Source organism: Flavobacterium sp., from assembly GCF_965262375.1.
Lineage (GTDB): Bacteria > Bacteroidota > Bacteroidia > Flavobacteriales > Flavobacteriaceae > Flavobacterium.
This window is the reverse complement of sequence record NZ_OZ253527.1, coordinates 391,997-416,215: the sequence shown is the minus strand read 5'-3', so window position 1 is coordinate 416,215 and position 24,219 is coordinate 391,997. Positions and strand designations below refer to the sequence as shown.

The following is a 24,219-nucleotide window of genomic DNA, read 5'->3' as shown; positions in this document are numbered from 1 at the left end:
TCTTTCTTATTTTAGTTTACAAAACAAATCCCAAACTACAATTCCAGCGGTTACAGAAACATTTAAGGAGTGTTTGGTTCCTAATTGAGGGATTTCAATTGCACCGTCACATAGTTTAACGGCCTCCTGATTGACCCCGAAAACTTCATTTCCAAAAACAATAGCGTATCGTTTATTTGCTTCTGTTTTAAAATTGTCTAGAAAAATAGCATTTTCCACTTGTTCAATGGCATATACTGCTACTTGCTCTTCTTTTAAATTTTGAATGACTTGTAATACATCTTTTTGATATTCCCAAGCCACCGTGTCCGTTGCGCCTAAAGCTGTTTTGTTGATTTCCTTATTGGGAGGTGTAGCTGTAATGCCACATAAATATATTTTTTCGATTAAAAAGGCATCGCTGGTTCTGAATACCGAACCAATGTTGTGTAAACTTCGAATATCGTCTAAAACAATGATGATAGGGGTTTTATCTGCCACTTTAAACTCTTCAACCGTCTTGCGTTCTAATTCGCTATTTTCAATTTTTCTCATGGTGCAAAGGTACATTAATCTTTTAAAGCGGAAAAGGGAATGAAATAGAGTGTGGGTTTGATGTTGAGGAAACTTTTTTTAATTCCTTCAGCGGAAATATATAAACCTTGGTCTGTGGCTGTGATGCCTTCTATTTGTCCTAGTTTTAAAACCGAACCTAGTCGGTGTTTTTTTAATGGTTTTGAAAAAAAGAGTTTTCCGTCTTCCAGTTCAAAAGATGATAAAAAACAACTTCCGCTACGAGTATAGCCTATGAGGTAAAGTGTGTTTTGATGGATGTAGGCATCAGTGACCAAATAATTTGTAGCATAGTTTTCTAAAGCTTGTAGATTTTGTACATCAGTTGATAATGATGAAAGACTATAATGCGTAGTCGTATTTGATAGCCAGTTTTTTGTGAAAATGTGAATTTGCTGGTTGTGATATACCATGGCTTCGCAATCAAAATCGTGTTGATAAGGTGTGAGATTGTCGGTTTGATTTTGATATGTAAAACGGATTTTACTAAAAGTAGCGGTGCTATCCGTTGGAGTTTTTATTTTAAAAATTGTAAATACGTCTCGTTTTCCAGAATTATTTCCAAAATCACCTATATATAAGGAGTGGTCGTCAGTAGTAATAGCTTCCCAATCGGTGTTGGGGAAAGGTAAAGTTATTGTTTGAATAATTTTTCCAATGCTATCAAGTGTGTATAAATGACTCGGATTGCCACCATCATTTATACTGAAAAGGATATTCTGGGAAGAGGCTAAGCCCGAAGTCTCATACAGAGGAGCTTCGATGGAAGCAACTTTGAACTTTTTCAATTTCAGTTTGCTTTTGGTTTGACTAAATCCTGAGAAATTGAGTAGAAATATGAAAAGGAAGAAATAGCGCATAAATAAAAAAGCTCTCGTAAAGAGAGCTTAAAATTATGTTTTTATATGTTATTGAACTGTAGGTCCGTTAGGTTTAGCTTCTAATGGACTTGCAGGTGCAGGTTTTGCATTAACCATTCCTTTAATGAAAAGGATTTTAGTTGGATTGTCTTTAACATTTGTAGTTACCGTAACTGATTTGCTAATCGCTCCTGGGCGGTTCGTGTCATACTTAACACCAATTACCGCTTTAGCTCCTGGAGCAATTGGTTCTTTAGGGAAAGAAGGTACCGTACAACCGCAAGAACCTTGTGCATTAGTGATGATTAAAGGTTCAGTACCTTTGTTTACGATAACGAATTCTCTTTTTCCATCAGCACCTTGTTCGATAGTACCATAGTCAATGGTTTCGTTTTCTACAAACATAACTGGTCCACCAACTTTTGAAGCATCAACTTTAGTAACTTCATATTTTGGAGTTTCTGCTTTTTTAGCAACTTCTTTAGTTGCTTCTTTCTTTGCTTTTTTTGTTTTTTCTTGAGCTGTAGCGTCTAGGTTTCCTAAGAAAGCCAATGCAGCTACTACTAGTATAACTCTTTTCATAATTGATATCTAATTAGTTATATACAAATGTATAAATATTTACTCAAATATTGCGCCAAAATAAGTAAATTCGTCGCCAATAATCAAAAAAATTAACGTTTTGTCAACTAAAGCAAAAGCACCGAAGGAAACTCCTTTAATGAAGCAATACAATGAAATCAAGGCTAAATACCCTGATGCTTGTTTGTTATTTCGTGTAGGAGATTTTTATGAAACATTTGGAGATGATGCCGTTCGCGCTTCTAAAATTTTAGGAATTACTTTGACGAAAAGAGGAAGTGGGACAGAAAGTGAAACAGCTTTGGCGGGTTTTCCACATCATTCGTTGAATACTTATTTGCCTAAATTGGTAAAAGCGGGTTTGCGCGTGGCTATTTGCGACCAATTAGAAGACCCTAAAATGACTAAAACGATTGTGAAACGAGGAGTTACCGAATTAGTAACGCCTGGTGTTTCTATGAACGATGAGGTTTTGGTTTCTAAATCAAATAATTTCTTGGCTTCGGTTTTCTTTGGTAAGAAAAATTTGGGTGTTGCTTTCTTGGACGTGTCAACGGGCGAGTTTTTAACTTCGGAAGGAAATGCGGAATATGTTGATAAACTATTGCAGAACTTTAGTCCGAGCGAAATTTTAGTTCCTAAGCAAAATAAAAAAGATTTCCTTGAACAGTTTGGAGATAATTTTCATGCGTTTTATTTAGAAGATTGGATTTATAAAGAAGATTATGCGGTTGAAAGTTTGACCAATCATTTTCAGACGAATTCCTTAAAAGGTTTTGGAATTGAAGAACTAGCGCACGGAATTATTGCTTCGGGAGCTATTTTGTACTATTTGTCAGAAACCCAACACAATAGAATACAGCATATTACTTCCATTCATCGTATTGCAGAAGATGCTTATGTATGGATGGACCGATTTACGATTCGTAATTTAGAATTGTATCATAGCTACAATCCTAATGCGGTAACGTTATTAGATGTTATTGATAAGACGCTTTCGCCTATGGGCGGACGATTGTTAAAGCGTTGGTTGGCTTTACCTTTAAAGGATATAAATAAAATCAAAGGGCGTCATCAAGTAGTGGCGTATTTAAAAGAAAATCAAGAAATTTTATTCCAGATACAGCATCAAATCAAACAAATATCCGATTTAGAGCGTTTGATTTCTAAGGTAGCTGCGGGACGTATTTCACCAAGAGAATTGGTGTATTTGCGTGAGTCGTTAGATGCCATAGTGCCGATAAAAGAATTGGCATTAAAAAGTCCGCAAGAAGCGGTAAAAGTTATTGGGGATAGCTTACATGCGTGTGATTTGCTACGCGAAAAGATTTTGAAAACCTTAAATCAAGACGCGCCTGTTGCTATCAATAAAGGAAATGCGATTGCTTTTGGAATCAATGAAGAATTAGATGAATTGCGAAATATTTCCAATACTGGTAAGGAGTTTTTAGAAGCGATTGAAAAAAGAGAGTCTGAAGCTACGGGAATTCCTTCGCTTAAGATTTCTTTTAATAATGTCTTTGGATATTATATAGAAGTTCGAAATACGCACAAGGATAAAGTCCCCACGGAATGGATTCGCAAGCAAACCTTAGTAAACGCGGAGCGTTATATTACGGAGGAGCTTAAAGAATATGAAGCCAAAATTTTGGGTGCTGAGGAAAAAATCCACCAATTAGAAACGCAATTGTTTGAGCAGTTAGTGGCATGGGTGGCTACGTATATTAAGCCCGTGCAACATAATGCGAATTTGGTTGCGCAGTTGGATTGTTTAGCTTCTTTTGCACAACAAGCCATCGACCAAAATTATATATGTCCAGAAATTAATGATTCGTATGCATTGGATATAAAAAATGGACGTCATCCAGTTATCGAAAAGCAATTGCCTATTGGAGTGCCGTATATTGCTAACGATGTGTATTTGGATAGAGATGCGCAACAAGTGATTATGATAACGGGGCCTAATATGTCGGGTAAGTCTGCAATTCTGCGTCAAACAGCGCTTATCGTTTTGTTAGCGCAAATGGGGAGTTTTGTCCCTGCAGAAGCTGTTACTATGGGAGTAGTAGATAAAATCTTTACTCGTGTAGGGGCAAGCGATAATATTTCGATGGGAGAATCGACTTTTATGGTGGAAATGAATGAAACCGCTTCCATATTGAATAATATTTCTGATAGGAGTTTGGTGTTGTTAGATGAAATTGGCCGTGGAACGAGTACGTACGATGGTGTTTCGATTGCATGGGCAATTGCTGAATTTTTGCATGAAAATCCAGCGCAACCTAAAACCTTATTTGCAACGCACTATCATGAGCTAAACGAGATGACCGAAACCATGCCTCGTATTCAAAATTATAATGTATCAGTAAAAGAATTAAAAGATACCGTACTTTTTATTCGTAAGTTGGAAAAAGGAGGTAGCGCACATAGTTTCGGTATTCATGTAGCAAAAATGGCTGGGATGCCCCAAACAGTGATTCAAAAGGCGGGTAAAATTTTAAAGAAATTAGAAAAAAATCATTCTGGAGAAGTATTGAGTGGCGTAGGAAGTCAAGAGGAAATGCAGTTGAGTATCTTTAATATGGATGACCCTTTGTTAGAAGAAATCAAGGAAGAGATTGTAAATTTAGATATAAATACATTAACACCAGTAGAAGCATTAATGAAATTGAATGAAATTAAACGGATGCTGGTAAAAAAATAAATTTTTAAAGAACTGTGTTTTAATAAATTGTAAAAAAGTTGTTTTTTTTTGATTCTAAACACTTGCAGAAATCGATTCTTGTTGTATATTTGCACTCGCAATACGGAAGTAAAGCAAAGTTCTTTAAAAGAATGCGAAAATAGCTCAGTTGGTAGAGCGCAACCTTGCCAAGGTTGAGGTCGCGGGTTCGAACCCCGTTTTTCGCTCTTACTACAAAATTAACGCTCGAGTGGTGGAATTGGTAGACACGCTGGACTTAAAATCCAGTGAACATTAGTTCGTGCGGGTTCAAGTCCCGCCTTGAGTACAAAGTTTCTTAGAATTAGAAACTTCTTAACGTTCAAAAATAGACTGTTCAATAAAATATCTGCTCGAGTGGTGGAATTGGTAGACACGCTGGACTTAAAATCCAGTGAACATTAGTTCGTGCGGGTTCAAGTCCCGCCTTGAGTACAAATTACTCTGGTAAAAACGGATAGTCTTACATGGTGAAATTAAGTTTTGATTTTAATTAGTTGAAATCAAAAAAAACTGCGAAAATAGCTCAGTTGGTAGAGCGCAACCTTGCCAAGGTTGAGGTCGCGGGTTCGAACCCCGTTTTTCGCTCTTACTACAAAATTAACGCTCGAGTGGTGGAATTGGTAGACACGCTGGACTTAAAATCCAGTGAACATTAGTTCGTGCGGGTTCAAGTCCCGCCTTGAGTACAAAAGCTCCTTATCTTTGATGAGGAGCTTTTTTCTTTTAATCTTTCTTGTTTTGAAAATAGTATTTTATAATTGTTTCTTAGTTTCTTTTTGTATTCGATAGACTGGTATTTGGGTTTGATATTGTGTGTTGTTAGTGTTCAAGGTTTGTAAGGTCTTGTGAATGTTTGTTATTGGGGCTACCAAGTGTGTGGTGGTTTATTATGGTGTTTCTTGTTGGTAAGTAGTTTGAGTTCTTTTGTTTCATGTTTTTTAAACTATTGAGATTCTTAATCTTTTTATCTTGAGATTTTTTGTTGTTTTTAGCTTTTTTTGATTTCTTGATACTGGAAATTTATTTTTTTTAAATCTTTTATGTTTGATACTGAGTTTGTTGTTAATTTGATGGTGAAATTGTCTAAAAAAGAACAAGTTTGATTTGTTTATAATAAAAGAAATGTTTTATATTTGCACTCGCAATACGCAAGTATAGCAGGTTTAATGGTCCATGGTGTAATGGTAACACTACGGTTTTTGGTGCCGTCTTTCTAGGTTCGAGTCCTAGTGGACCAACAAAAAAGCTCTGAGGAATCAGAGCTTTTTTTGTGGATTAAAGTTTTGTCTTTTGTGATCTATTATGATAGGGAAAAGATGTTTGAAATTGCAAACTGTTTTAGTTATATAGGTTTTATTTCGTTGAATTTATTATCTATATAGCGTATGGTGAAAAGGGAATGTGTTAAGGGAGGATAAAGAGAAATTGCCTTTAGTAAAGTTGTTGAATTTTTGAATAGCATTTTTAAAGCGAAATAAGTTCTAATTGTTTGATTGGTAGTGGTGTAGTGCTTTGTGATTCAGAAGTTGTTGTTTTTTTGAATTTGGTAAGCTAATGTAGGGAACAAAAAAATGTAAATTTGATTTGTTTATAACAAAAGAAATGTTTTATATTTGCACTCGCAATACGCAAGTAGAGCAGGTTTAATGGTCCATGGTGTAATGGTAACACTACGGTTTTTGGTGCCGTCTTTCTAGGTTCGAGTCCTAGTGGACCAACAAAAAAGCTCTGAGGAATCAGAGCTTTTTTATTTTCATATATTTTAATATTGTTGTATGTTAAAGTGATAAAAGAAAAGAGACATACCTGTTTTGTGATTATGATTTTGTTTTTTTAATTATTAATATCTTTTCGATACTTCTGTGAATAAAAAAACCGTCAGGTTATGACGGTTTAGGATGATTTTGAAAGCAGTAAATATTACTGCATGAATTCTTCGGCTTTTGTAACCATATTTGAACTTCCGCAAAATAAAGGTGCTCTTTGGTGTAGTTCTGTTGGTTTAATCTCCATGATGCGTTGTTTGCCATCTGATGCTTTTCCTCCAGCTTGTTCTGTTAAAAATGCCATTGGGTTACATTCGTATAGTAATCGTAATTTTCCATTAGGGGCTTTAGCTGTAGAAGGATATATGTAAATTCCTCCTTTGATCATATTTCTATGGAAATCGGCAACTAAACTTCCGATATAACGTGAAGTGTATTCTTCCGTTTGACAATATTTTAGATAATCTTTTACACCTTGAGGGAAATGTTTGTAATTTCCTTCGTTTGTTGAGTAAATTTTTCCATCTTTAGAGAATTGCATATTCGGATGCGATAAGTAAAAAGTTCCGATTGCAGGGTTAAGCGTGAATCCATTTACACCATTTCCTGTAGTGTAGACCAGCATAGTTGAGGTTCCGTAAATTACATATCCAGCAGCTACTTGCTCAGTCCCTGGTTGCAGGAAGTCTTCCAATTGTACAGGAGTTCCTACAGGGGTAATGCGTCTGTAAACCGAAAATATTGTACCTACAGATACGTTTACATCTATGTTTGAAGATCCGTCTAAAGGATCCATTAACACAACATATTTATTACTATGACTATTGTCTGCGCCAGCAATTGTAATAAAATCATCGTTTTCTTCACTTGCAATACCGCATACAATTTCTCTATTAGTTAAGGTTTGGATAAAGACATCGTTAGCATAAACATCTAGTTTTTGTTGGTCTTCTCCTTGTATATTGGTATCACCTGCTGCGCCTACTATATCTACAAGTCCAGCCTGAGTAACTTTGTGATTTACTACTTTAGCAGCTAATCGTATTGCATTTATGATTTTTGATAATTCTCCCGAAGTATATTGGAAGTCGTTTTGTTTTTCAATGATAAATTCGCCAAGAGTTCTGTTGCGTTCTTCCATTTTGTCAATCTATGTAGTTAGTTATGCAAAGATGTGATTTATTTTTTAAATAATCTTTTGCATTCTGGTAATTAATAAAGGATTGTTTTTCTGTAGAAATATTTTAAGGGTATTGGTGTTGGGGTTTCGTTAAAAGTTCTATTATCTTTGTTAGTGAATTGTTGTATAATTGTAACAATCAAAATGTAATAGGCTACAGCTTGTATTGCTGTAGAAAATAGTAATGTTTATGATTTTTAATAAATAAATTTTAAAACTATGAAACAAGTTAAAATTGTATTAGGACTTTTGTGTTTGATGCCATTGAGCATGCACTCTCAAATAAATTTAGGAGAAAAAGCTTTAGGAGCATTACAAAAGGGGGTTGCTGGTTTTACATTCTCTAATGAAGATGCTGCGGCTTTATCTAAAGCTTCTGTTGAAAAAATGGATAAAGAAAACCCAATTGCGGGGCCTAAAGATTCATATACGTTGCGTTTAAATAAGTTGTTTGGGAAGCATAAAACAGAAAGTGGATTAATATTGAATTTTAAAGTTTATAAAGTTAAAGAAGTAAATGCTTTTGCTTGTGCTGACGGGAGTGTTCGTGTTTTTCAAGGGCTTTTAGATGTTATGGATGATAATGAAGTTTTGGCGGTAATTGGTCATGAAATTGGTCATGTGGTAAATCAAGATACAAGAGATGCTATCCGTGCGGCTTATCAAAAAGAAGCATTGATGGATGCTGTAGGATCACAAGTAAAAGGTGTTTCTGAAATCAGTGAAAGTTCTTTGGGTAAAATTGGTAATGCTATGTTGGATAGTAGACATAGTAGAAAACAAGAATCGGAAGCAGATATGTTTTCGTATGAGTTTATGAAAAAACACGGTTATAATGTTAATGCTGTTGAATCAGCTTTCACTATATTGGCTGGTTTAAGTAAAGGTGCTGATTCTGGTTTTTTATCTCGTATTATGAGTTCGCATCCAGATCCAGCCGATAGAGCTGCAATGGCTAAACAAAGAGCAGAAGCAGACGGTTTGTATAAGCCGTATGTGCGTCAATTGAAAAAAGCTACACCTGTTAAGAAGAAGAAATAAGATGCTGATTCGAAGAGGTAGAAAGGAAGATATGAAAGCGGTTCTGCGATTGATTCAGGAACTTGCTGTTTATGAAAAAGAGCCAGAGGCAGTTGTGGTTACAGTTTCAGATTTAGAACGTGATGGTTTTGGTGATCATCCTCTGTTTTATACTTTTATTGCTGAAATAGCAGGTGAAATTATAGGAATGGCTTTGTATTACTATCGTTATTCAACCTGGAAAGGCAAAACAATTCATTTGGAAGATCTGATAGTAACCGAACATAGGCGTGGTACTGGTGCTGGTTTTGCTTTGTATAAAGAAATAATAAAGCAAGGTGAACTTGATGGTGTGCGTCGAATTGAGTGGAATGTTTTAGATTGGAATACTTCTGCAATTGACTTTTATGAAAAAACAGGAGCTAAAGTGTTTGATGATTGGCGTGTGGCGCAAATGGATGAAAATGGTATGCAAGATTTTTTAAATCAATAATATGTTTCTTGATTAATTTATTGCTCTTTAAATCGATTTTTTGAAGAGGTTGTATAAAAAAAGCTGTTCCATTGGAACAGCTTTTTTATTGAAATGAGTTTAAATTAATTTTTAAATAATTTAAATGTTTGTGTGCCTTCTTCTGTTTGTACTTTTAATATGTAAGCGCCATTTTGTAAAAAATCAGTTGTTAACTCAATTTGATTTGATTGAGTAGCTTGTTTGATTACTTCCGAGCCAAGTAAATTGTAAACGCTTATTTGTTTGATTTCTTTTTCGTTTTTAACTACAATTTGAGAAGTAAATGGATTAGGACTCACTACCGATTTATGTGTAATTTGATCATCTGTGCTTAAAGTCGTGTCTTCAATTAAATTGATGTTATCAACGTATAATTTGAATTTATTAGCATCTGAATACGCTTGAAAACCTAAATAATATACCCCAGTAGTTTGAGCTGTAAATGTTCCAGTTCCGTTTTTTAATGTTGCACCGGTTACATTTGGATCATCAACTAAAACAGTGGTCATATCAACTGCATTTTGAGTTGTACCTACGGCAACTTTTAGTTTTTCTACAGTATTGGCTAAGTTATTTCCATAATCAAAAGTAACTTTGTATTTTTTTCCTTGCTCAAGGTTGATTCCTTTTGTGAAAAACCATGTGTTTGCAGGAGATGATAAGTTGTATGAATACTGTAAAACAGTAGTGGTGAATCCGCTACCAGGGTTTGTAGTCACATCCCAAATATTTCCCGTACCGTTATTTGTGATTTTTGTACATGTAGGGGCAAGGTTAGTAGGTTGTGTTTCAAAATTTTCCACGAAAGGAACATTTGTTGGTGTGGTACATCCTGTTAAGAAAACAATAGGACTAGTCCATATACTAGATTCCGTTGCGCTACAAATAGCTCTAACATATAATTTATAATAAGTCCCTTCGGTTAGGTTGTTTATAGATAATGAATTAGAAGTAGTTGTTGTGCCTGAAGTTGGTGCTGCAGCATTGTAAGGTGTAACTGCGTATTCCCATTGTGTCTCGTTATTTCCAGCTGTCCAGCTTATGGTTGCGCTAGTTGTTGCTGGTGTTGCCACTGCATTAGTAGGTCTTGGGCAAGGAACAGTATAATCGAAACCTATTACAGGTCTTCTCGTGTTTGACGTTGATAACGTGTTTCCAGGAATACTTGACGAGTTGCTAGATATATATTTTATATTAGCTACGCTAGTCCCTAAACATGCTGAGCCAAATTCATAAAACCAATCGATACGTGTTGCGTTGGCTGCTGTATTGCTGTATTCAACTAGTACCATTAAACTTTGATTGGTGTAGTTAAAAGGTGTAGACATGCTAAAATCTTTGTAACCAGCAGTATTACCTACAGCTGTAGTAGGATTTGCGTCATATACTTTAGTAGCGCCAGCTATCTCTGTAGCCCAATCTAAATTTGCTGATCCTAAATCAGTTAAATTAGTTTCTTTTAAATAAATTTTAGCGGTAGGATTTCCTCCTAATGTTCCTGATGCCGTTGCACGTTTGAAAAAAATCTTGGTTAACGACTGGTTTTGTAAGGCAGTAAGCTCGGAAGCTTTGTACAACATAATGTGTCTGTTTGATGTTGAAGTGCCTAAATTGGTTGTGTTCATTGGTCCGTAAGTGGTAGTAGATACGGTAGCACTACATTCATTTACTTTCCATAGTTGCGCTTTTACTTGCCCAACAAATAAAAGTGATAGCAAAATAATTTTCTTCATGTGTTTAATTTTAATTTTGCGCAAATTTAAAATTAAATTTTAGTTGTTAAGTCTTAATTGATAATTTGTTCTTTATTAAGAGGATCAGTTTTCTTTTTTTATTTCAAACATCCCTTATTCTATTTTAAGTAAGTGAAATTGGATAATTGTTATCCTAGTCGTTTTAATGTAGAAATTATTTTTAGCGTGGTTTGAAAATAAAATGAATCTTTTTTTGATTAAATCTTCATTCATGGTATGCGTGCATAGTATATTTTTTGTTATATTTGATAAAATTTATTCAAAATGGCAAAACCATCTTTACAGGATATATTAGGTATTAAACACCCAATTATCATGGCTCCCATGTTTTTAGTTTCAAACACTGCTATGGTTATTGAAGGAATGAAATCAGGAGTAGCAGGCTGTATTCCAGCATTGAATTATAGAACACTTGACGAATTAAGAGCTGCTATAAAAGAATTGCAAGCTGCAAAAGTTGTTGGTGGAAGTTTTGGTTTTAACTTGATTGTTAACAAATCGAATTTAAAATACAAAGAACAATTACGTGTGTTGTGTGAAGAAAAAGTCGATTTTATCATAACTTCTTTAGGAAGTCCTGAAGAAACTATAAAAGAGGCTCATAAAGTAGGAGTGAAAGTTTTTTGCGATGTCACTGATTTGAAGTTTGCAAAAAAAGTAGAAAGTCTAAAGGCTGATGCAGTAATTGCTGTTAACAATCAAGCAGGTGGACACAGAGGAGAATTAGGTCCTGAACAACTAATTAAGGAGTTAGATCAACATATAAGTTTGCCTGTTATTTCAGCAGGTGGAGTAGGTTGTAAGGCCGATTTAGACCGAATGATTAGTTATGGTGCTGTAGGTGTTTCTTTAGGAAGTATTTTTATCGCCTCTACAGAAGCTAATGTATCTGATGAATACAAACAAGCGTGTGTTGATTACGGCGCTAAAGATATTGTAATGACTGAAAAAATATCTGGTACGCCTTGTACGGTGATCAATACACCTTATGTCCAAAAAATAGGGACTAAATTGAATTGGTTAGAGCGCTTTTTGAATACAAATAAACGACTTAAAAAGTGGGCAAAACTTATCCGTTTTATGATTGGTAATAACGCAGTGACTAAAGCGGCTACTCAAGCAACTTACAAAACGGTATGGGTTGCAGGGCCTACTATAGAGTATACAAAGGCTATCTTGCCTACTCAAAAGATTATAGAGAATTTAATTCATTAATACTCCATTTTGGTTTGGTTAAAATGCAGGATGACTTCTTTCTGCATTTTTTGTTTAGAGTATTTGTATCTTTGCGGGTATATACATTATAGAGAATTTACAACATGCATTTTATATCTGAAGAATTAGAAAATTATGTGGCACAACATAGTGAAAACGAGCCTGAGTTATTAGCTCGTTTGAATAAAGAAACCCATCAAAAAATACTGCAACCACGTATGCTTAGCGGTCATTTTCAAGGACGCGTATTGAGTATGCTATCTAAATTAATTCGTCCTAAAAATATTTTAGAAATAGGGACCTATACAGGTTATGCTGCTTTGTGCCTTGCAGAAGGATTGACAGAAGAGGGTGAGTTGGATACCATCGATAATAACGAAGAACTTTTTGATTTTCAAAAAAAATATTTTGACCAATCCCAATGGGCTGGTAAATTACACCAGCATTTAGGAAATGCTCTGGAGATTATACCTACTTTAAATAAAAAGTTTGATTTAGTTTTTATTGATGCCGACAAAGAAAACTATATCAACTATTTTCAGATGATAGTTCCGTTGATGAACAAAGGTGGGGTAATTCTGTCTGATAATGTTTTATGGAGTGGGAAAATACTGGGAGAGGTAAAATCAAATGATAAAAGTACTAACGTCTTGCTAACTTACAATCGTTTGCTAAAAGAAGATCCGAGAGTGGAAACTGTTTTATTACCCATACGTGATGGCTTGACCGTGAGTAGGGTTTTGTAAAAACTAATGTATCCAGTCCTGAGACTGGATTTTTTATGTAAAATTTTTAACAAAATGTACGGAAAAACCGTAACTCAAAATCTTTTTTTTTTTTTTGTTTTGCTCCCGTTCGAACAAATAACATTTATTAAAAAATTAAAATTTTAAAACATGAAAAAATTAGTATTTACGGCATTGGCTGTAGTAGCTTTTTCGGGAGCGGGAATGGCGAAGACAAATTCTTTAAATATAACAAAGAAAAACCAGAACATTAAAACTACTATTGTTAAAAAGACATGTAAAGAGATTGCGATCGAATTTTATGAAATTATTGTTGGAGACGGATCTGATGATATAAAATTATTAAATCGACTGTTGTCATATTGTAGTTAATATAGCAAATGTGCCGCAACATAATTAAGTTGCGGCTTTATGTTATCTTGAAAACAATTAATTTTTTAATATTTAATATATTTGAGTCAAAACTATCTATGAAAAAAGAATTTTTAGGCATAATCTTGTTTCTTCTTTTTATAAACTCACAATTGTTGTTTTCTCAATGTGGGAAGATTAATTATAAAATTTCTGTTACAGAACCTGAAATTAAAAGTGCAGATGTGAAAGAAAGATTTTCTGGGCTAATTGATGAAGCAAGGAAACAAAATTACGAGCTAAACTTTAATGGAACTGCATCTAGCTTCGATGTTATTAAATCGATAGCTTCAAATAGTGAACAGGAAAATTATTTTTCTGACATAGCAAGATTAGCTTTTGGGTCAAGGTATAAAACTATAGTTGACAGACAAAACAATATTGTATACGAATTAACGGATGATAAAAATGTGTTAAAAACAGAAAATGCTATGCCAAATTGGAAAATTTCCAGCGAAAGTAAGCAAATAGAACAATATTCCTGTTACAAAGCTACTTATGAAGAGTTTTTTATAAATAGGAAAGGGATAAAATCAAGTAGAGTAATTACAGCATGGTTTGCTCCATCTTTACCGTATAGTTTTGGACCTAAATCATATTTTGGTTTACCAGGGCTTATATTAGAGTTAACCGAAAACAAAACAACTTTTCTTGCTACAAGAATTAATTTAATTGAAGGTTTAACTAAAATAGAACTGCCTAAGGGTAAAACAATAACCCGTGAAGAATATGATAACAAACTAAAAGCCCAAATGGGCATGTAACACGAAAAAATTGTTAAAGAAATTTTTAACAAAATATACGAAAAAACCGTAACTCAAAATCGTTTTTTTTGTTTTGTCTCCGTTCGAACAAATAACATTTATTAAAAAATTAAAATTTTAAAACATGAAAAAATTAGTATTTACGGCGTTGGCTGTAATATGTTTCTCAGGTGTAGTAAATGCAAAACAGCCAGCTAAAAATGTAGCCGTAGCGATGTCTTGTATGCAACTTTATATGGAAATTTATGATATGATGACTGATTTAGGTGCTTCGTCTTCTGATGCTCATGAGTTTGCAAGTGATTGTTATGGAGGTTGTATTGCTAACTAGTATATCATTATTAGATGAAATTTAGGGGTATGCTGTTATTAAAAAAGAGATATGTAAAGGGACTTAAAAAATCCCTTTACATATTAAAGTTGATGACTGTTTTTTTTAGTGTTTTTAATGTATGTTATGCACAACAATCTGGTAATGTTCAATATAAAATATTTCCAACTGGAGGGACATTTGAAAATTTAGATAAAGTTAAAAGTTCAAGTTTGTCAGGTTATTTTAAGGGAATTGATGATGCAATCAAGTCATTGATTGCTGAGCTGAATTTTAGTGATAATAAGGCTTATTATAATTTACTCCCTAGTATGAATATCGAGGATAGAATAAATAAAGCTGCAAGAAGTTTTGCAGGTAATGGTGAATATTTTTATACTAAGACGGGCGAATACATACATAAGAAATCACTACTTGGAGAAGAGTTTTGTGTTAAACATAGGAGTGATAATGACTGGAAATTAACTTCCGAAAGTAAAATTATTAGTAACTATATTTGCTATAAAGCAACGAGAATTAGGACCAATAATGTTAAAGGTATTTTGAAGAAATATGAGGTAGTAGCTTGGTATTGTCCAAAAATACCGGTTAATTTCGGACCAATTGGATATGGGAATCTGCCTGGACTTATTTTAGAATTGCAAGAACCGACAAAAACTTATTGTGCTTTTAAAATAAATTTGGAATCAAAAAAAATAGAAATAAAAAAAATAAATTGTGCCCCCATTTCAGAAGAGGAATTTGAAATGAGATATAAAAAAGTACTCGATGATCACTATAAATAAATGAAAGTTTTTGAGAATTTGCAAATTTTATTAATACTATTATTGTCATTTTTAGTTTTAACAGTTAAAGCTCAAACAAACAATGGGGTGATCGAGTACGGAGTTGTGGTTAATATGGAGTTGACCAAAGATAAAGAACTAGAAGATCTTAATGAAGATATTTTAAGGATGAAAACTAATGATACTCTAGTGAATTATAAGTTGCATTTTAATACTAATGAATCCTGTTTTTTTGTTGAGCCCGCTATATTGAATGGTTATGATTCATCCGAACAATTTAGCTCGATGATATTAGTGCAACCCAAACATTATATTCATAAGAAAGATAGTATCTTTAAATTTTATGAAAACCATAAGCTATTAGGACAATATACCATTGCCATGGAAAAAGAGGCAAGATGGACAATTACTAAGGAAAGTAAAATGATTAATGGGTTTTTATGTTATAAGGCTATAACGCCATTCTATAATTATGGAGGTTGGCGCGATGAAGAACGTCATTTAGATGTAACCGCTTGGTTTGCCCCTCAAATACCAGTCCCTTTTGGTCCCAATGGCTATCATGGACTTCCAGGGTTGATACTCGAAATTCACACAAAAGTAAATAGTTTCTATATTAAAAATATCAAATTGAATTTAGAACCTGAGCCCAAAATAGATAATTTGTCACAATACAAAACCATCTCGTTAGGACAAAAAATAAAAGGGATGCGTATGATGTTGACTAAAGAACAGGAAGAGTTTGTAGACAAAAAAGAACAGGAAAAAATGCAAAAAAAATAACTTTTACTAAAGTATAAACGTTTTTTTAATTAAAATGTCTTTTTAATGCGACTCCCACTTCTATTTTTATTCCTTTTCCTAAGTTTTAAGGTTCAAAGTCAAACGCTCACGGGTGTTGTTTCTGATTCCATACATCGTCCATTACCTAATGCAAATATAATAGCGGTACCTTATCAAAAAGAAGCTTCTTTAAAGTTTGCTATAGCCGATGAAAAAGGTCGCTACCGTTTAGAGTTCGAAAAAGAACTAAAATACGAAGTAACCGTTTCCTACATAGGGTATAAAGAGGCGAGTATTATTATTGAACCTAACAGTGCTATCAAAACACATCATTTTAAGTTAAAAAGCACAGGGCAGCAGCTCAAGGAAATTGTGATTAAACACGAATTCAAACCTGTTATCATCAAAAAAGACACCATGACGTTTAACGTCAAGAGTTTTGCTAACGGTAACGAACGCAAAATGAAGGAAATTCTTGAAAAACTCCCCGGTGTAGAAGTAGACAAAAAAGGGACAGTTACCGTGCAGGGCAAGAAAGTGACCAAAATGCTTGTGGAAGGCAAATCGTTTTTTGGCGGAGGTTCGAAACTAGCGGTAGAGAATATCCCTGCCGATGCATTAGATAAAATTGAAGTGATAGACCATTTTAACGAAGTGGGGTTCATGAAAAAAGTTTCGGATAGCGAAGATTTAGCCATGAATGTTAAACTCAAAGCAGATAAAAAGAAATTTCTTTTTGGGGATATAGAAGCTGGAGCAGAAATAGCTAATGACAATGGTTTTTATCTTGCGCATGCGGGTTTGTTTTACTACAGCCCCAAAACAACTTTTTGCTATATAGGCGACAGTAATAATATAGGAAGACATACTTTCACCTTTGAAGACCTGATGCGTTTTGAAGGAGGGTTTAGTAGTTTTTTATCGGGTAGAAAATCAATGAACAACCTGATGCAACTCACCCAAGACAATACTGATATTGCTAATTTTCATTCTAATTTCAATGCCATTAATTATAGCTGGGAAACAAATAAGAAACTTTCGGTGACAGGCTATGGGTTGTTTTCTAAAAACAGCTTTAAGACCTCTACCCTAACGGAGAACCAATACTTACAAAATACACAATTGACCTTTGAAAAAAGCAATTTGACTAAAAATAACCTCACTACTTTGGGGCTTTTGAATACTAAATTAGATTATAGTCCGAACCACAAAACCAAATGGTTTTACAACATTCAAGGGCAAGCCAGTACGAGTACAGGAAAAAGCATGCTAGCTTCGCAAACCCTAGCTAACAACAACCTTTTCGAAACTTTACAAAAGGCAGACAACACCAGCCTCAAACAATTTATAGAAGGGCATAAAAGCATTAACGAAAAGCATACTGCGACGCTTGTTATCAATCATAGTTGGGATAAGCAAACTCCACTAACGGTTTGGAAAAACAATCAAGTCTTTTTAACTGGTTTACTTCCTTTACAAAACGACACTACATATACCTTAGAACAAATTAAGCGTACTACAAATAACTTCTTGGACGGTTTACTAAAACATTATTGGATAATCAATAATTTCAACCATTTATACACTAATATTGGCAACAATTACGGTATGTCAAAACTCGTTACACAAGAACAACAACTCTTGACTGATGGAAGTCAAAATAATTTTGAAACGGCTGGTTTTGGCAATGATATCGGTTATCATTTAAATGATTTTTACGTGGGCTTAGAATACAAATTCAAAATTGGAAAATGGGTCAATAAACCAGGGATTTATTGGCATCAATATGACTTGACCACTGAGCAATCGATTGTCCATCGTATCCACAAATCGTTCCTACAACCGCAATTTAACAGTGAATATGAATTTAGTCAAGCTGAAAATTTGAGCTTCACCTATAAACTGAACAATACTTTTGCCGACATATCGCATTATGCAGAAAAATATGCTTTACAAAATTATAATTTGGTTTTCAAAGGAAATGCTTTATTAAATAATGAGCAGTTTCATACGGCTTTATTACGATATTCGCGAACCAATATGTTTCGAGGTATCATGATGAATGCGATGGTAAATTATACTCAAAAAACAAAAACCATTCGAAGTGAGATTCAATTAGAGGGTATCAATCAAATTACCATGCCTGTGCAAACTAATAATCCTGAGACCACTTGGCGACTAAACGGAATGTTTTCTAAAAAAATATATCGCTTTACTTTTAAATTTTCACCAAGTTTGAACTGGTTTGAATACCTACAAAAGATAAACGACATCACAAACACAACCCAGCGAAATAGCCAAAATTTAGATTTTTCTGTAAAAACGTCCTACAGAAAATGGCCTGATTTGACCATAGGCTACAAAAAAAGTTTTAATCAATTTAGAGGTATTACAAAAACACAATTTGAAACAGATGCTTTGAATGCTGATTTAGAATTTTCTTTTTTAAAATCATTTACTTTCAAATTGGAATATGAGAATTTCAGAAATGAAAATTCATTTTTTGAAATAGCCCATACTTCCCTAAGTTATCAAAGGAAAAACAAGCCTTTACGTTTTGAAATTTTTGCGAATAACCTTTTAAATAATCAAGCAAAAGTTTCTAACTCCTTTTCGGATTATATCGTTAGCCAACAACAAACTGTAATTTTGCCTCGGACCCTAATGCTTCAGTTGAGTTATAAATTATAACAAAAAGCACATTCAAAAACCAATGAATGTGCTTTTTTTGTATGTTTCAAAAGGATTATATCGTAAATTCTGAATTTTTAATCATTTTTAAATATAATTTATAAAATAAGAATCCAAAAAGCCCCCCTACCGTATAGCCTGTTAAAATATCTAAAGGGTAATGCAAACCTAAGTAAATACGACTGTATGCGAATAATAATGGGAAAATGAAGACTAAAAAAGCATATTTATAATATTTTCTAATCAATAAGAAAATAAAAGTCATTGTGGCCATAGAGTTAGAGGCATGACCAGAAAAGAAACTAAATGTATCGCTACTTTTTACAATTCTAATGATCCCAGATAACTCGGGTTCGCTACAGGGACGTAAACGTTGGAAGTAAAATTTTATAACATTGGTAAATTGGTCTGTGAAAAGAACAATTATGCTTATACTTACTAGTATATATATTAATTCTTTTTTTCGATTTAGCTTGGTATAAACAAAATAAAGTATAAGTAAGAAAAAAGGAGTCCATCGAACTTGTTTAGTGATGAATTCCCAAAAAGGGTCAAACTTTGCAGCACCCAATCCGTTTAAAAAAATAAAAATATTTTTATCTAATTCAAGTATTTTTTCCAACATTACATTTGGCGTTTGATAGGTCCTGTTAAATCTTCAAAATTTTCCTTTACTTCATTGATCTCTTTAGTAATATCCAAAGGGTTTTCAATAGGAGTATCTTTCATAATTCGATTTTGAACATTTTGTTTGATATCCTCTACTTCTTTTGAAAAATCAGAAGTCAATTGTGTTAACTCTTGACCTGTTGCGCTATTTTGAATTTCTGATTTAATATCATTAGTGGCATTTTTTAATTGCGCCATACCTTTTCCTAGCGTTCGTGCAATATCAGGAATCTTATCGGCTCCAAATAACATTAACGCAATAAAAATGATGAAAATTAATTCGCCTCCTCCAATTCCAAACATACTTAATCGTTTTTATTTTTTACAAAGTTAAAGAAAAATGATGTACGGGGGTAAAACTATAATAAAACAAATGAATTCTTGTGTGCTTCTATTAGTCAAGAAGTTCTAACTTCTTCACTAATAGTTTTCCGTTTTTCAAAGTACCTGAAACCTTAGCTTTTCGAATCGCGTTACAAAAACCGTTTTTGGCATGTGCATCGCCATGTTTGTCAATGTCAGTACCAACTACACTATATACAGCACCTTCGTAACGAATGGCTAATGCGCAGTCTTTGTCTTTTGCACCAAATTGGCACATGCCACACGAAGCTTCTACTTCTTGGTCTTTGAGTTGTTTTTTCTTATTGTTTTGAGCAGATAAATTAAGTGAGATTAAAGTAAGAAGTACAAAAAATAGTTTTTTCATTTTCAAATGAGGGTTTAGTATAAATTTCACAACGACGATTAGGTCCGCAACCTAACCTTCTTGGGCCGCAAGAGAGTAGGGCGGAGCTAATCAGAAGTGTGAATAGGACTTTTTTCATTTTAATAGATGTAATTACAATCTTATGCGTTTACAGTGACTAAGTTAGCCGTTTTTTGGGCACGCTCCACCATTTCTTCTATGGAAGTTGACGTTAAAGTTTCGTTAACAAGAACCACGCCCATTCTGCGATACGGTCTGGAAGTCGGTTTTCCAAATAGTCTAAAATCAGTTTTAGGCAAACCAGCAACGGCCTCAATACCCGTAAATGTTGGGTTTTCTGAATTTTCAGATGCCAGGATTACCGCACTTGCGCCTGCTTTTTCTAAAGTGATTTCAGCGATAGGCAATCCTAAAATAGCTCGCAAATGCAATTCAAATTCGTTGAAATTTTGTGTCCCTGCAAGCGTCACCATACCTGTATCGTGAGGTCTTGGAGACAATTCAGAGAAATAAACCCCTTCATCGGTTAAAAAGAATTCAACGCCAAAAATTCCTGCTCCGCCTAAAGCTTCCGTAACTTTACGCGCCATCTCTTGTGCTTCGGCTATATCTTTATCTGAAACTCTTGCAGGTTGCCAGCTTTCTTGATAATCACCACGTTCTTGTCGGTGACCTATAGGCGCGCAGAATAAAGTGGGTAAGTTATTATTTTGTGTTACCGTGAGCAACGTAATTTCTGAGTTGAATTTTACAAAAGCTTCTACAATAACTTCTACTATATCACCACGTGAACCTTCTACGGCATAATTCCAAGCTTTTGCGATGTCTTCTACTGTTTTTATGGTCGATTGTCCTTTGCCTGACGAACTCATTAGAGGTTTTACCACACACGGAATGCCTATTTCTGCTACGGCTTTCTCTAAGTCTTCTTGAGAAGTCGCATAACGATAGTTAGCCGTACGTAATCCTAATTCTTTAGCGGCCAAATCACGGATGGCTTTGCGGTTCATAGTAAAGTTAGCAGCCTTGGCCGAAGGCACTACAGTAATCCCTTGTTTTTCATAATCGTAAAAACGTTCGGTACGAATGGCTTCGATTTCTGGAACAATAAAATCAGGGTTGTGTTTAGCTACAATTTTGTCCAATGCATCACCATCAAGCATATTGATGATTTCACGTGCATGCGCCACTTGCATAGCGGGAGCGTTATCATAACTGTCTACGGCTATCACGTATTGCCCAATGCGTTGTGCTGCAATCACAAATTCTTTTCCTAGTTCGCCTGAACCTAAAAGTAATATTTTCTTTTGCATGTTGTTTAGTAAAATAAGGTTTCCAAAGTTAAACTATTTTGAATCATACCCGTGTTTTCATTGTTTTTTAATCCATAAGTTGAAAGTAGGGATAGAAATACGGCTTTTTTGGTTTTAGTTTCGGTTTTAAAGACAGCGATTTTGTTTAATAATTCTAGCATATACTTTGATGTTATTGTATATTCTTCTGTGCTAAATTTTATTTCAAAAACATTGATAATTTGGTCCTTTCGGTCAAAAATTAGGTCTATCTGGGCATTTTTTTCTGCTTGATGGGTTTGCCAAGCGTAAATATTGGTATAAACTCCTTCTATGCCTAATCCTTTCTTGATTTGTTCAGCATGTAATAGACAAACCATTTCAAAGGCATATCCACTCCATGCTTTAATTTTGGCGCTGTCGAAATTTTGCAACCAAAAATTGCTGTCTGTTTTTTTTGAATGAATGAAATTGTAATAAAATAAGCTATAAGCATCTACTAATTGATAGAGTACATCTCGTTCCTTTTTGCCTATTGCGTTGTATTTTCTGATAAAACCTGAGAGTTCTAAATCTTGTAAGATTGTGCTTAGACTGCCTCCTGTGTTTAGGGGTATGTGTTTTATGATTTCATTTCGAGTAAGTCCTTTGTTTTTGCTTGCTAAGACTTGAATTACTTGAATGTAGTTTTCTGGGTTTTTAAATAAGGAATGATACAGATTGTTGAATTCATTTTGGAATAGACTTTTGTCTGCAAAAAGAAGTTCGTTAATATTTTGGTCAATACTTTTTCCTGCTTTTAGGTTTTCTAGATAAAAAGGAACGCCACCAAAAACCATATATGCCTTGACGATTTGGTATTTGTTCCAAAATATTTTTCGTTTTATTAAAAACGCTTCAGTTTCTTTTAACGTAAAAGGTTTTAGGTATATTTTGTTGGTGACACGATTGTGTAAGCCACCTTTGTTGTTAAATATTTTGTTGACTATCCATGAAGTGGCTGAGCCGCATACAATAAGTATAATGTCTTCTCTGGCTGATGCCCAATGATTCCAAAAATGCTCGAGTGCCGATAAGAAATTAGATTTTGAACCGTGTAGCCATGGGGCTTCGTCTAAAAAAACAATTTTCTTTTTCTTTCTTGATTTTTCAAGAGTTTTTTGCAAATTTTCAAAAGCATCAAACCAGTTTTTAGGAGGTTTTATGCTGTTATTTTTAGAAGTGTTGATTAAAGATTTGTGAAATAGTTGTAATTGTTGTTTGTTGTCGATATTAGCAACTCCTGTATGGTAGAAATCAAAGGTTTTGAAATGGTTTCTAATGAGATATGTTTTTCCAATTCTTCTGCGACCATAAACGACTATGAAACTGGATTGTTTTTTGCTTACAATCTCTTTGAATTCAGTTATTTCTGTGTCTCTTCCAATGATATCCATATCTGTTATATATAGCCATAAATATATAAAAAAATGTACTTATGGCTGAATATAATTTTTATTTTTCTATATTTTTTTATTTTTAAGCGGGTGTGTAAGTAGCCATAAATATGTGAAAATTTATACTTATGGCTGCGTATGAGTTTGTTTTTTCATAAAAAAAATCCCCGCCATTTCAACAATGACGGAGATTTGTGGAGTTTTTGTTGTATTATTAAACTAAAGCTTCTTTAATGCGTTTTATAGCTTCTCTCAACACTTCTTCGCTTGTAGCATAAGACAAACGAATACAATTTGGATTTCCGAAAGCATCACCCGTTACTGTAGCTACATTAGCTTCAGATAAAAGATACATAGCAAAATCGTTAGCGTCTTTAATTTCAGTGCCTCTTAATGTTTTTCCAAAATAAGCTGAAACATCAGGGAAGAAATAAAAAGCGCCTTCAGGCATCGTTAATTTGAATCCAGGGATTTCAGATAATAATTGATAAACTATTTCTCTTCTGCTTTGGAAGGCATCCACCATGTATTTGATGGCTGATGGATTAGCTTCGACAGCCGCTTTGGTAGCTCTTTGTGCAATGGTGTTAGCGCCACTAGTTACCTGCCCTTGCATTTTAGTACACGCCTTAGCGATAAATTCTGGAGCACCTATGTAACCAATTCTCCATCCTGTCATGGCAAATGCTTTAGCTACACCGTTTACGGTAATAGTGTTGTTTTCCATACCAGCAATGGAACCGATACTGCAATAGTTGCCCGTGTAGTTAATATGCTCGTAAATTTCGTCAGAAACTACATAAATGTTAGGGTGTTTCTTCAATACTTCTGCTAAACCTTCTAATTCTTCTTTGCTGTATACAGAACCTGAAGGATTACAAGGCGAACTAAACCACATCATTTTTGTTTTAGGTGTGATGGCAGCTTCTAATTGCTCTGGTGTGATTTTGAAATTTGATTCTACTGACGTAGGCACTTCAACAGGAACACCACCAGAAAGTTTGATGATTTCAAAATACGAAACCCAGTACGGCGCTGGTAAAATTACCTCGTCACCTTCATTTATCATTACCTGAGCAATGTTATATAAAGATTGCTTAGCTCCTGTAGAAACTACAATTTGCGAAGGTGTATAATTTAAATTATTATCTCTTTTGAATTTCGCACATATTGCTTCTTTCAAATCTGCATAGCCTTCTACTGGTGGATAAGCAGAAAAATTATCATCAATTGCTTTTTTAGCAGCTTCTTTAATAAAATCAGGGGTGTTAAAGTCTGGTTCTCCTAAACTTAAACTGATAATGTCTTTTCCTTGAGCTTTAAGTTCTCTAGCTAATGCCGCCATTGCTAAAGTTTGTGAAACCGCTAAATTGTTAATTCTTTCTGATAAAATGTGGTTCATTGTGTTGTATTATTTTATTTCGTCGATAGTTC

22 protein-coding genes and 7 tRNA genes are annotated in these 24,219 nt (G+C 34.2%); 18 read left to right on the top strand and 11 right to left on the bottom strand.

The window, feature by feature from the left end; translation table 11 throughout:
* Positions 1 to 6: 6 nt before the first annotated feature.
* From ACQY29_RS01985 to ACQY29_RS01975, 3 genes are all read right to left on the bottom strand, one after another.
* Positions 7 to 534 carry an RNA methyltransferase gene (locus tag ACQY29_RS01985; RefSeq protein ID WP_428223586.1) on the bottom strand — a complete coding sequence of 176 codons (528 nt, stop codon included), beginning with the start codon at positions 532 to 534 and terminating at the stop codon, positions 7 to 9.
* Positions 535 to 548: 14 nt separating this feature from the next.
* Positions 549 to 1,340 carry a hypothetical protein gene (locus ACQY29_RS01980; RefSeq protein WP_428223585.1) on the bottom strand — a complete coding sequence of 264 codons (792 nt, stop codon included), beginning with the start codon at positions 1,338 to 1,340 and terminating at the stop codon, positions 549 to 551.
* Between the two features lie 120 nt (positions 1,341 to 1,460).
* Positions 1,461 to 1,994: a DUF1573 domain-containing protein gene (locus ACQY29_RS01975; protein WP_428223584.1), complete on the bottom strand. Its 534-nt coding sequence runs from the start codon at positions 1,992 to 1,994 to the stop codon at positions 1,461 to 1,463.
* Positions 1,995 to 2,133: 139 nt separating this feature from the next.
* Between ACQY29_RS01975 and mutS the strand changes: the two genes are divergently transcribed.
* The 8 genes from mutS (at position 2,134) to ACQY29_RS01935 (ending at position 6,437) form a co-directional block, all read left to right on the top strand.
* Positions 2,134 to 4,698, top strand: a complete 2,565-nt coding sequence (mutS, locus tag ACQY29_RS01970) for a DNA mismatch repair protein MutS (protein WP_428225858.1) — start codon at positions 2,134 to 2,136, stop codon at positions 4,696 to 4,698.
* A gap of 133 nt (positions 4,699 to 4,831) precedes the next feature.
* Positions 4,832 to 4,904: transfer RNA gene (locus ACQY29_RS01965), tRNA-Gly, on the top strand.
* Positions 4,905 to 4,921: 17 nt separating this feature from the next.
* Positions 4,922 to 5,005, top strand: a tRNA-Leu gene (locus tag ACQY29_RS01960).
* Positions 5,006 to 5,067: 62 nt separating this feature from the next.
* Positions 5,068 to 5,151: transfer RNA gene (locus ACQY29_RS01955), tRNA-Leu, on the top strand.
* Positions 5,152 to 5,231: 80 nt separating this feature from the next.
* Positions 5,232 to 5,304 (top strand) — tRNA-Gly (locus ACQY29_RS01950).
* A 17-nt stretch (positions 5,305 to 5,321) separates the two neighbouring features.
* A tRNA-Leu gene (locus tag ACQY29_RS01945) sits at positions 5,322 to 5,405 on the top strand.
* A gap of 481 nt (positions 5,406 to 5,886) precedes the next feature.
* Positions 5,887 to 5,957, top strand: a tRNA-Gln gene (locus ACQY29_RS01940).
* 409 nt (positions 5,958 to 6,366) lie between these two features.
* Positions 6,367 to 6,437, top strand: a tRNA-Gln gene (locus ACQY29_RS01935).
* Between the two features lie 202 nt (positions 6,438 to 6,639).
* On the opposite strand, the gene fbp is transcribed toward ACQY29_RS01935, so the two are convergent.
* Positions 6,640 to 7,626: a class 1 fructose-bisphosphatase gene (gene fbp, locus ACQY29_RS01930; protein ID WP_428223583.1), complete on the bottom strand. Its 987-nt coding sequence runs from the start codon at positions 7,624 to 7,626 to the stop codon at positions 6,640 to 6,642.
* Between the two features lie 258 nt (positions 7,627 to 7,884).
* Between fbp and ACQY29_RS01925 the strand changes: the two genes are divergently transcribed.
* Positions 7,885 to 8,706 (top strand): M48 family metalloprotease, encoded by an 822-nt coding sequence (locus ACQY29_RS01925; protein ID WP_428223582.1) that lies wholly within the window; start codon positions 7,885 to 7,887, stop codon positions 8,704 to 8,706.
* A 1-nt stretch (position 8,707) separates the two neighbouring features.
* Positions 8,708 to 9,178: an N-acetyltransferase family protein gene (locus tag ACQY29_RS01920; RefSeq protein WP_428223581.1), complete on the top strand. Its 471-nt coding sequence runs from the start codon at positions 8,708 to 8,710 to the stop codon at positions 9,176 to 9,178.
* A 104-nt stretch (positions 9,179 to 9,282) separates the two neighbouring features.
* Here ACQY29_RS01920 and ACQY29_RS01915 read toward each other — a convergent pair whose 3' ends face one another.
* Positions 9,283 to 10,932 carry a T9SS type A sorting domain-containing protein gene (locus ACQY29_RS01915; RefSeq protein ID WP_428223580.1) on the bottom strand — a complete coding sequence of 550 codons (1,650 nt, stop codon included), beginning with the start codon at positions 10,930 to 10,932 and terminating at the stop codon, positions 9,283 to 9,285.
* Positions 10,933 to 11,217: 285 nt separating this feature from the next.
* Between ACQY29_RS01915 and ACQY29_RS01910 the strand changes: the two genes are divergently transcribed.
* The 8 genes from ACQY29_RS01910 to ACQY29_RS01875 all read left to right on the top strand — a co-directional run bounded on the left by ACQY29_RS01910 (position 11,218) and on the right by ACQY29_RS01875 (position 18,679).
* Positions 11,218 to 12,168, top strand: coding sequence for an NAD(P)H-dependent flavin oxidoreductase (locus ACQY29_RS01910; RefSeq protein ID WP_428223579.1), 951 nt, complete (start codon positions 11,218 to 11,220; stop codon positions 12,166 to 12,168).
* Between the two features lie 104 nt (positions 12,169 to 12,272).
* Positions 12,273 to 12,914: an O-methyltransferase gene (locus ACQY29_RS01905; protein WP_428223578.1), complete on the top strand. Its 642-nt coding sequence runs from the start codon at positions 12,273 to 12,275 to the stop codon at positions 12,912 to 12,914.
* Positions 12,915 to 13,064: 150 nt separating this feature from the next.
* The gene (locus ACQY29_RS01900) at positions 13,065 to 13,286 is read left to right on the top strand and encodes a hypothetical protein (protein ID WP_428223577.1); all 222 of its coding nucleotides are present in this window, start codon (positions 13,065 to 13,067) and stop codon (positions 13,284 to 13,286) included.
* A 98-nt stretch (positions 13,287 to 13,384) separates the two neighbouring features.
* Positions 13,385 to 14,089 carry a GLPGLI family protein gene (locus tag ACQY29_RS01895; protein ID WP_428223576.1) on the top strand — a complete coding sequence of 235 codons (705 nt, stop codon included), beginning with the start codon at positions 13,385 to 13,387 and terminating at the stop codon, positions 14,087 to 14,089.
* Between the two features lie 124 nt (positions 14,090 to 14,213).
* Complete coding sequence (locus ACQY29_RS01890) at positions 14,214 to 14,420, top strand: hypothetical protein (protein ID WP_428223575.1); 207 nt, start codon at positions 14,214 to 14,216, stop codon at positions 14,418 to 14,420.
* A 29-nt stretch (positions 14,421 to 14,449) separates the two neighbouring features.
* Positions 14,450 to 15,205 (top strand): GLPGLI family protein, encoded by a 756-nt coding sequence (locus ACQY29_RS01885; RefSeq protein WP_428223574.1) that lies wholly within the window; start codon positions 14,450 to 14,452, stop codon positions 15,203 to 15,205.
* Positions 15,206 to 15,988, top strand: coding sequence for a GLPGLI family protein (locus ACQY29_RS01880; RefSeq protein WP_428223573.1), 783 nt, complete (start codon positions 15,206 to 15,208; stop codon positions 15,986 to 15,988). It abuts the gene before it with no gap.
* 45 nt (positions 15,989 to 16,033) lie between these two features.
* Positions 16,034 to 18,679 (top strand): carboxypeptidase-like regulatory domain-containing protein, encoded by a 2,646-nt coding sequence (locus ACQY29_RS01875; protein WP_428223572.1) that lies wholly within the window; start codon positions 16,034 to 16,036, stop codon positions 18,677 to 18,679.
* Positions 18,680 to 18,734: 55 nt separating this feature from the next.
* Here ACQY29_RS01875 and ACQY29_RS01870 read toward each other — a convergent pair whose 3' ends face one another.
* The 6 genes from ACQY29_RS01870 to ACQY29_RS01845 all read right to left on the bottom strand — a co-directional run bounded on the left by ACQY29_RS01870 (position 18,735) and on the right by ACQY29_RS01845 (position 24,187).
* Positions 18,735 to 19,304: a phosphatase PAP2 family protein gene (locus ACQY29_RS01870; protein WP_428223571.1), complete on the bottom strand. Its 570-nt coding sequence runs from the start codon at positions 19,302 to 19,304 to the stop codon at positions 18,735 to 18,737.
* Positions 19,304 to 19,651, bottom strand: a complete 348-nt coding sequence (locus ACQY29_RS01865) for a Sec-independent protein translocase subunit TatA/TatB (protein WP_428223570.1) — start codon at positions 19,649 to 19,651, stop codon at positions 19,304 to 19,306. The genes ACQY29_RS01870 and ACQY29_RS01865 overlap by 1 nt, the downstream gene beginning before the upstream one ends.
* A 91-nt stretch (positions 19,652 to 19,742) precedes the next feature.
* Positions 19,743 to 20,057, bottom strand: coding sequence for a DUF6370 family protein (locus tag ACQY29_RS01860; protein WP_428223569.1), 315 nt, complete (start codon positions 20,055 to 20,057; stop codon positions 19,743 to 19,745).
* Positions 20,058 to 20,197: 140 nt separating this feature from the next.
* On the bottom strand, positions 20,198 to 21,370 hold the full coding sequence (gene purT, locus ACQY29_RS01855) for a formate-dependent phosphoribosylglycinamide formyltransferase (RefSeq protein WP_428223568.1): 1,173 nt from the start codon (positions 21,368 to 21,370) through the stop codon (positions 20,198 to 20,200).
* 5 nt (positions 21,371 to 21,375) lie between these two features.
* The gene (locus ACQY29_RS01850; protein ID WP_428223567.1) at positions 21,376 to 22,785 is read right to left on the bottom strand and encodes an AAA family ATPase; all 1,410 of its coding nucleotides are present in this window, start codon (positions 22,783 to 22,785) and stop codon (positions 21,376 to 21,378) included.
* Positions 22,786 to 22,999: 214 nt separating this feature from the next.
* Positions 23,000 to 24,187 (bottom strand): pyridoxal phosphate-dependent aminotransferase, encoded by a 1,188-nt coding sequence (locus tag ACQY29_RS01845; protein WP_428223566.1) that lies wholly within the window; start codon positions 24,185 to 24,187, stop codon positions 23,000 to 23,002.
* Between the last annotated feature and the right edge of the window lie 32 nt (positions 24,188 to 24,219).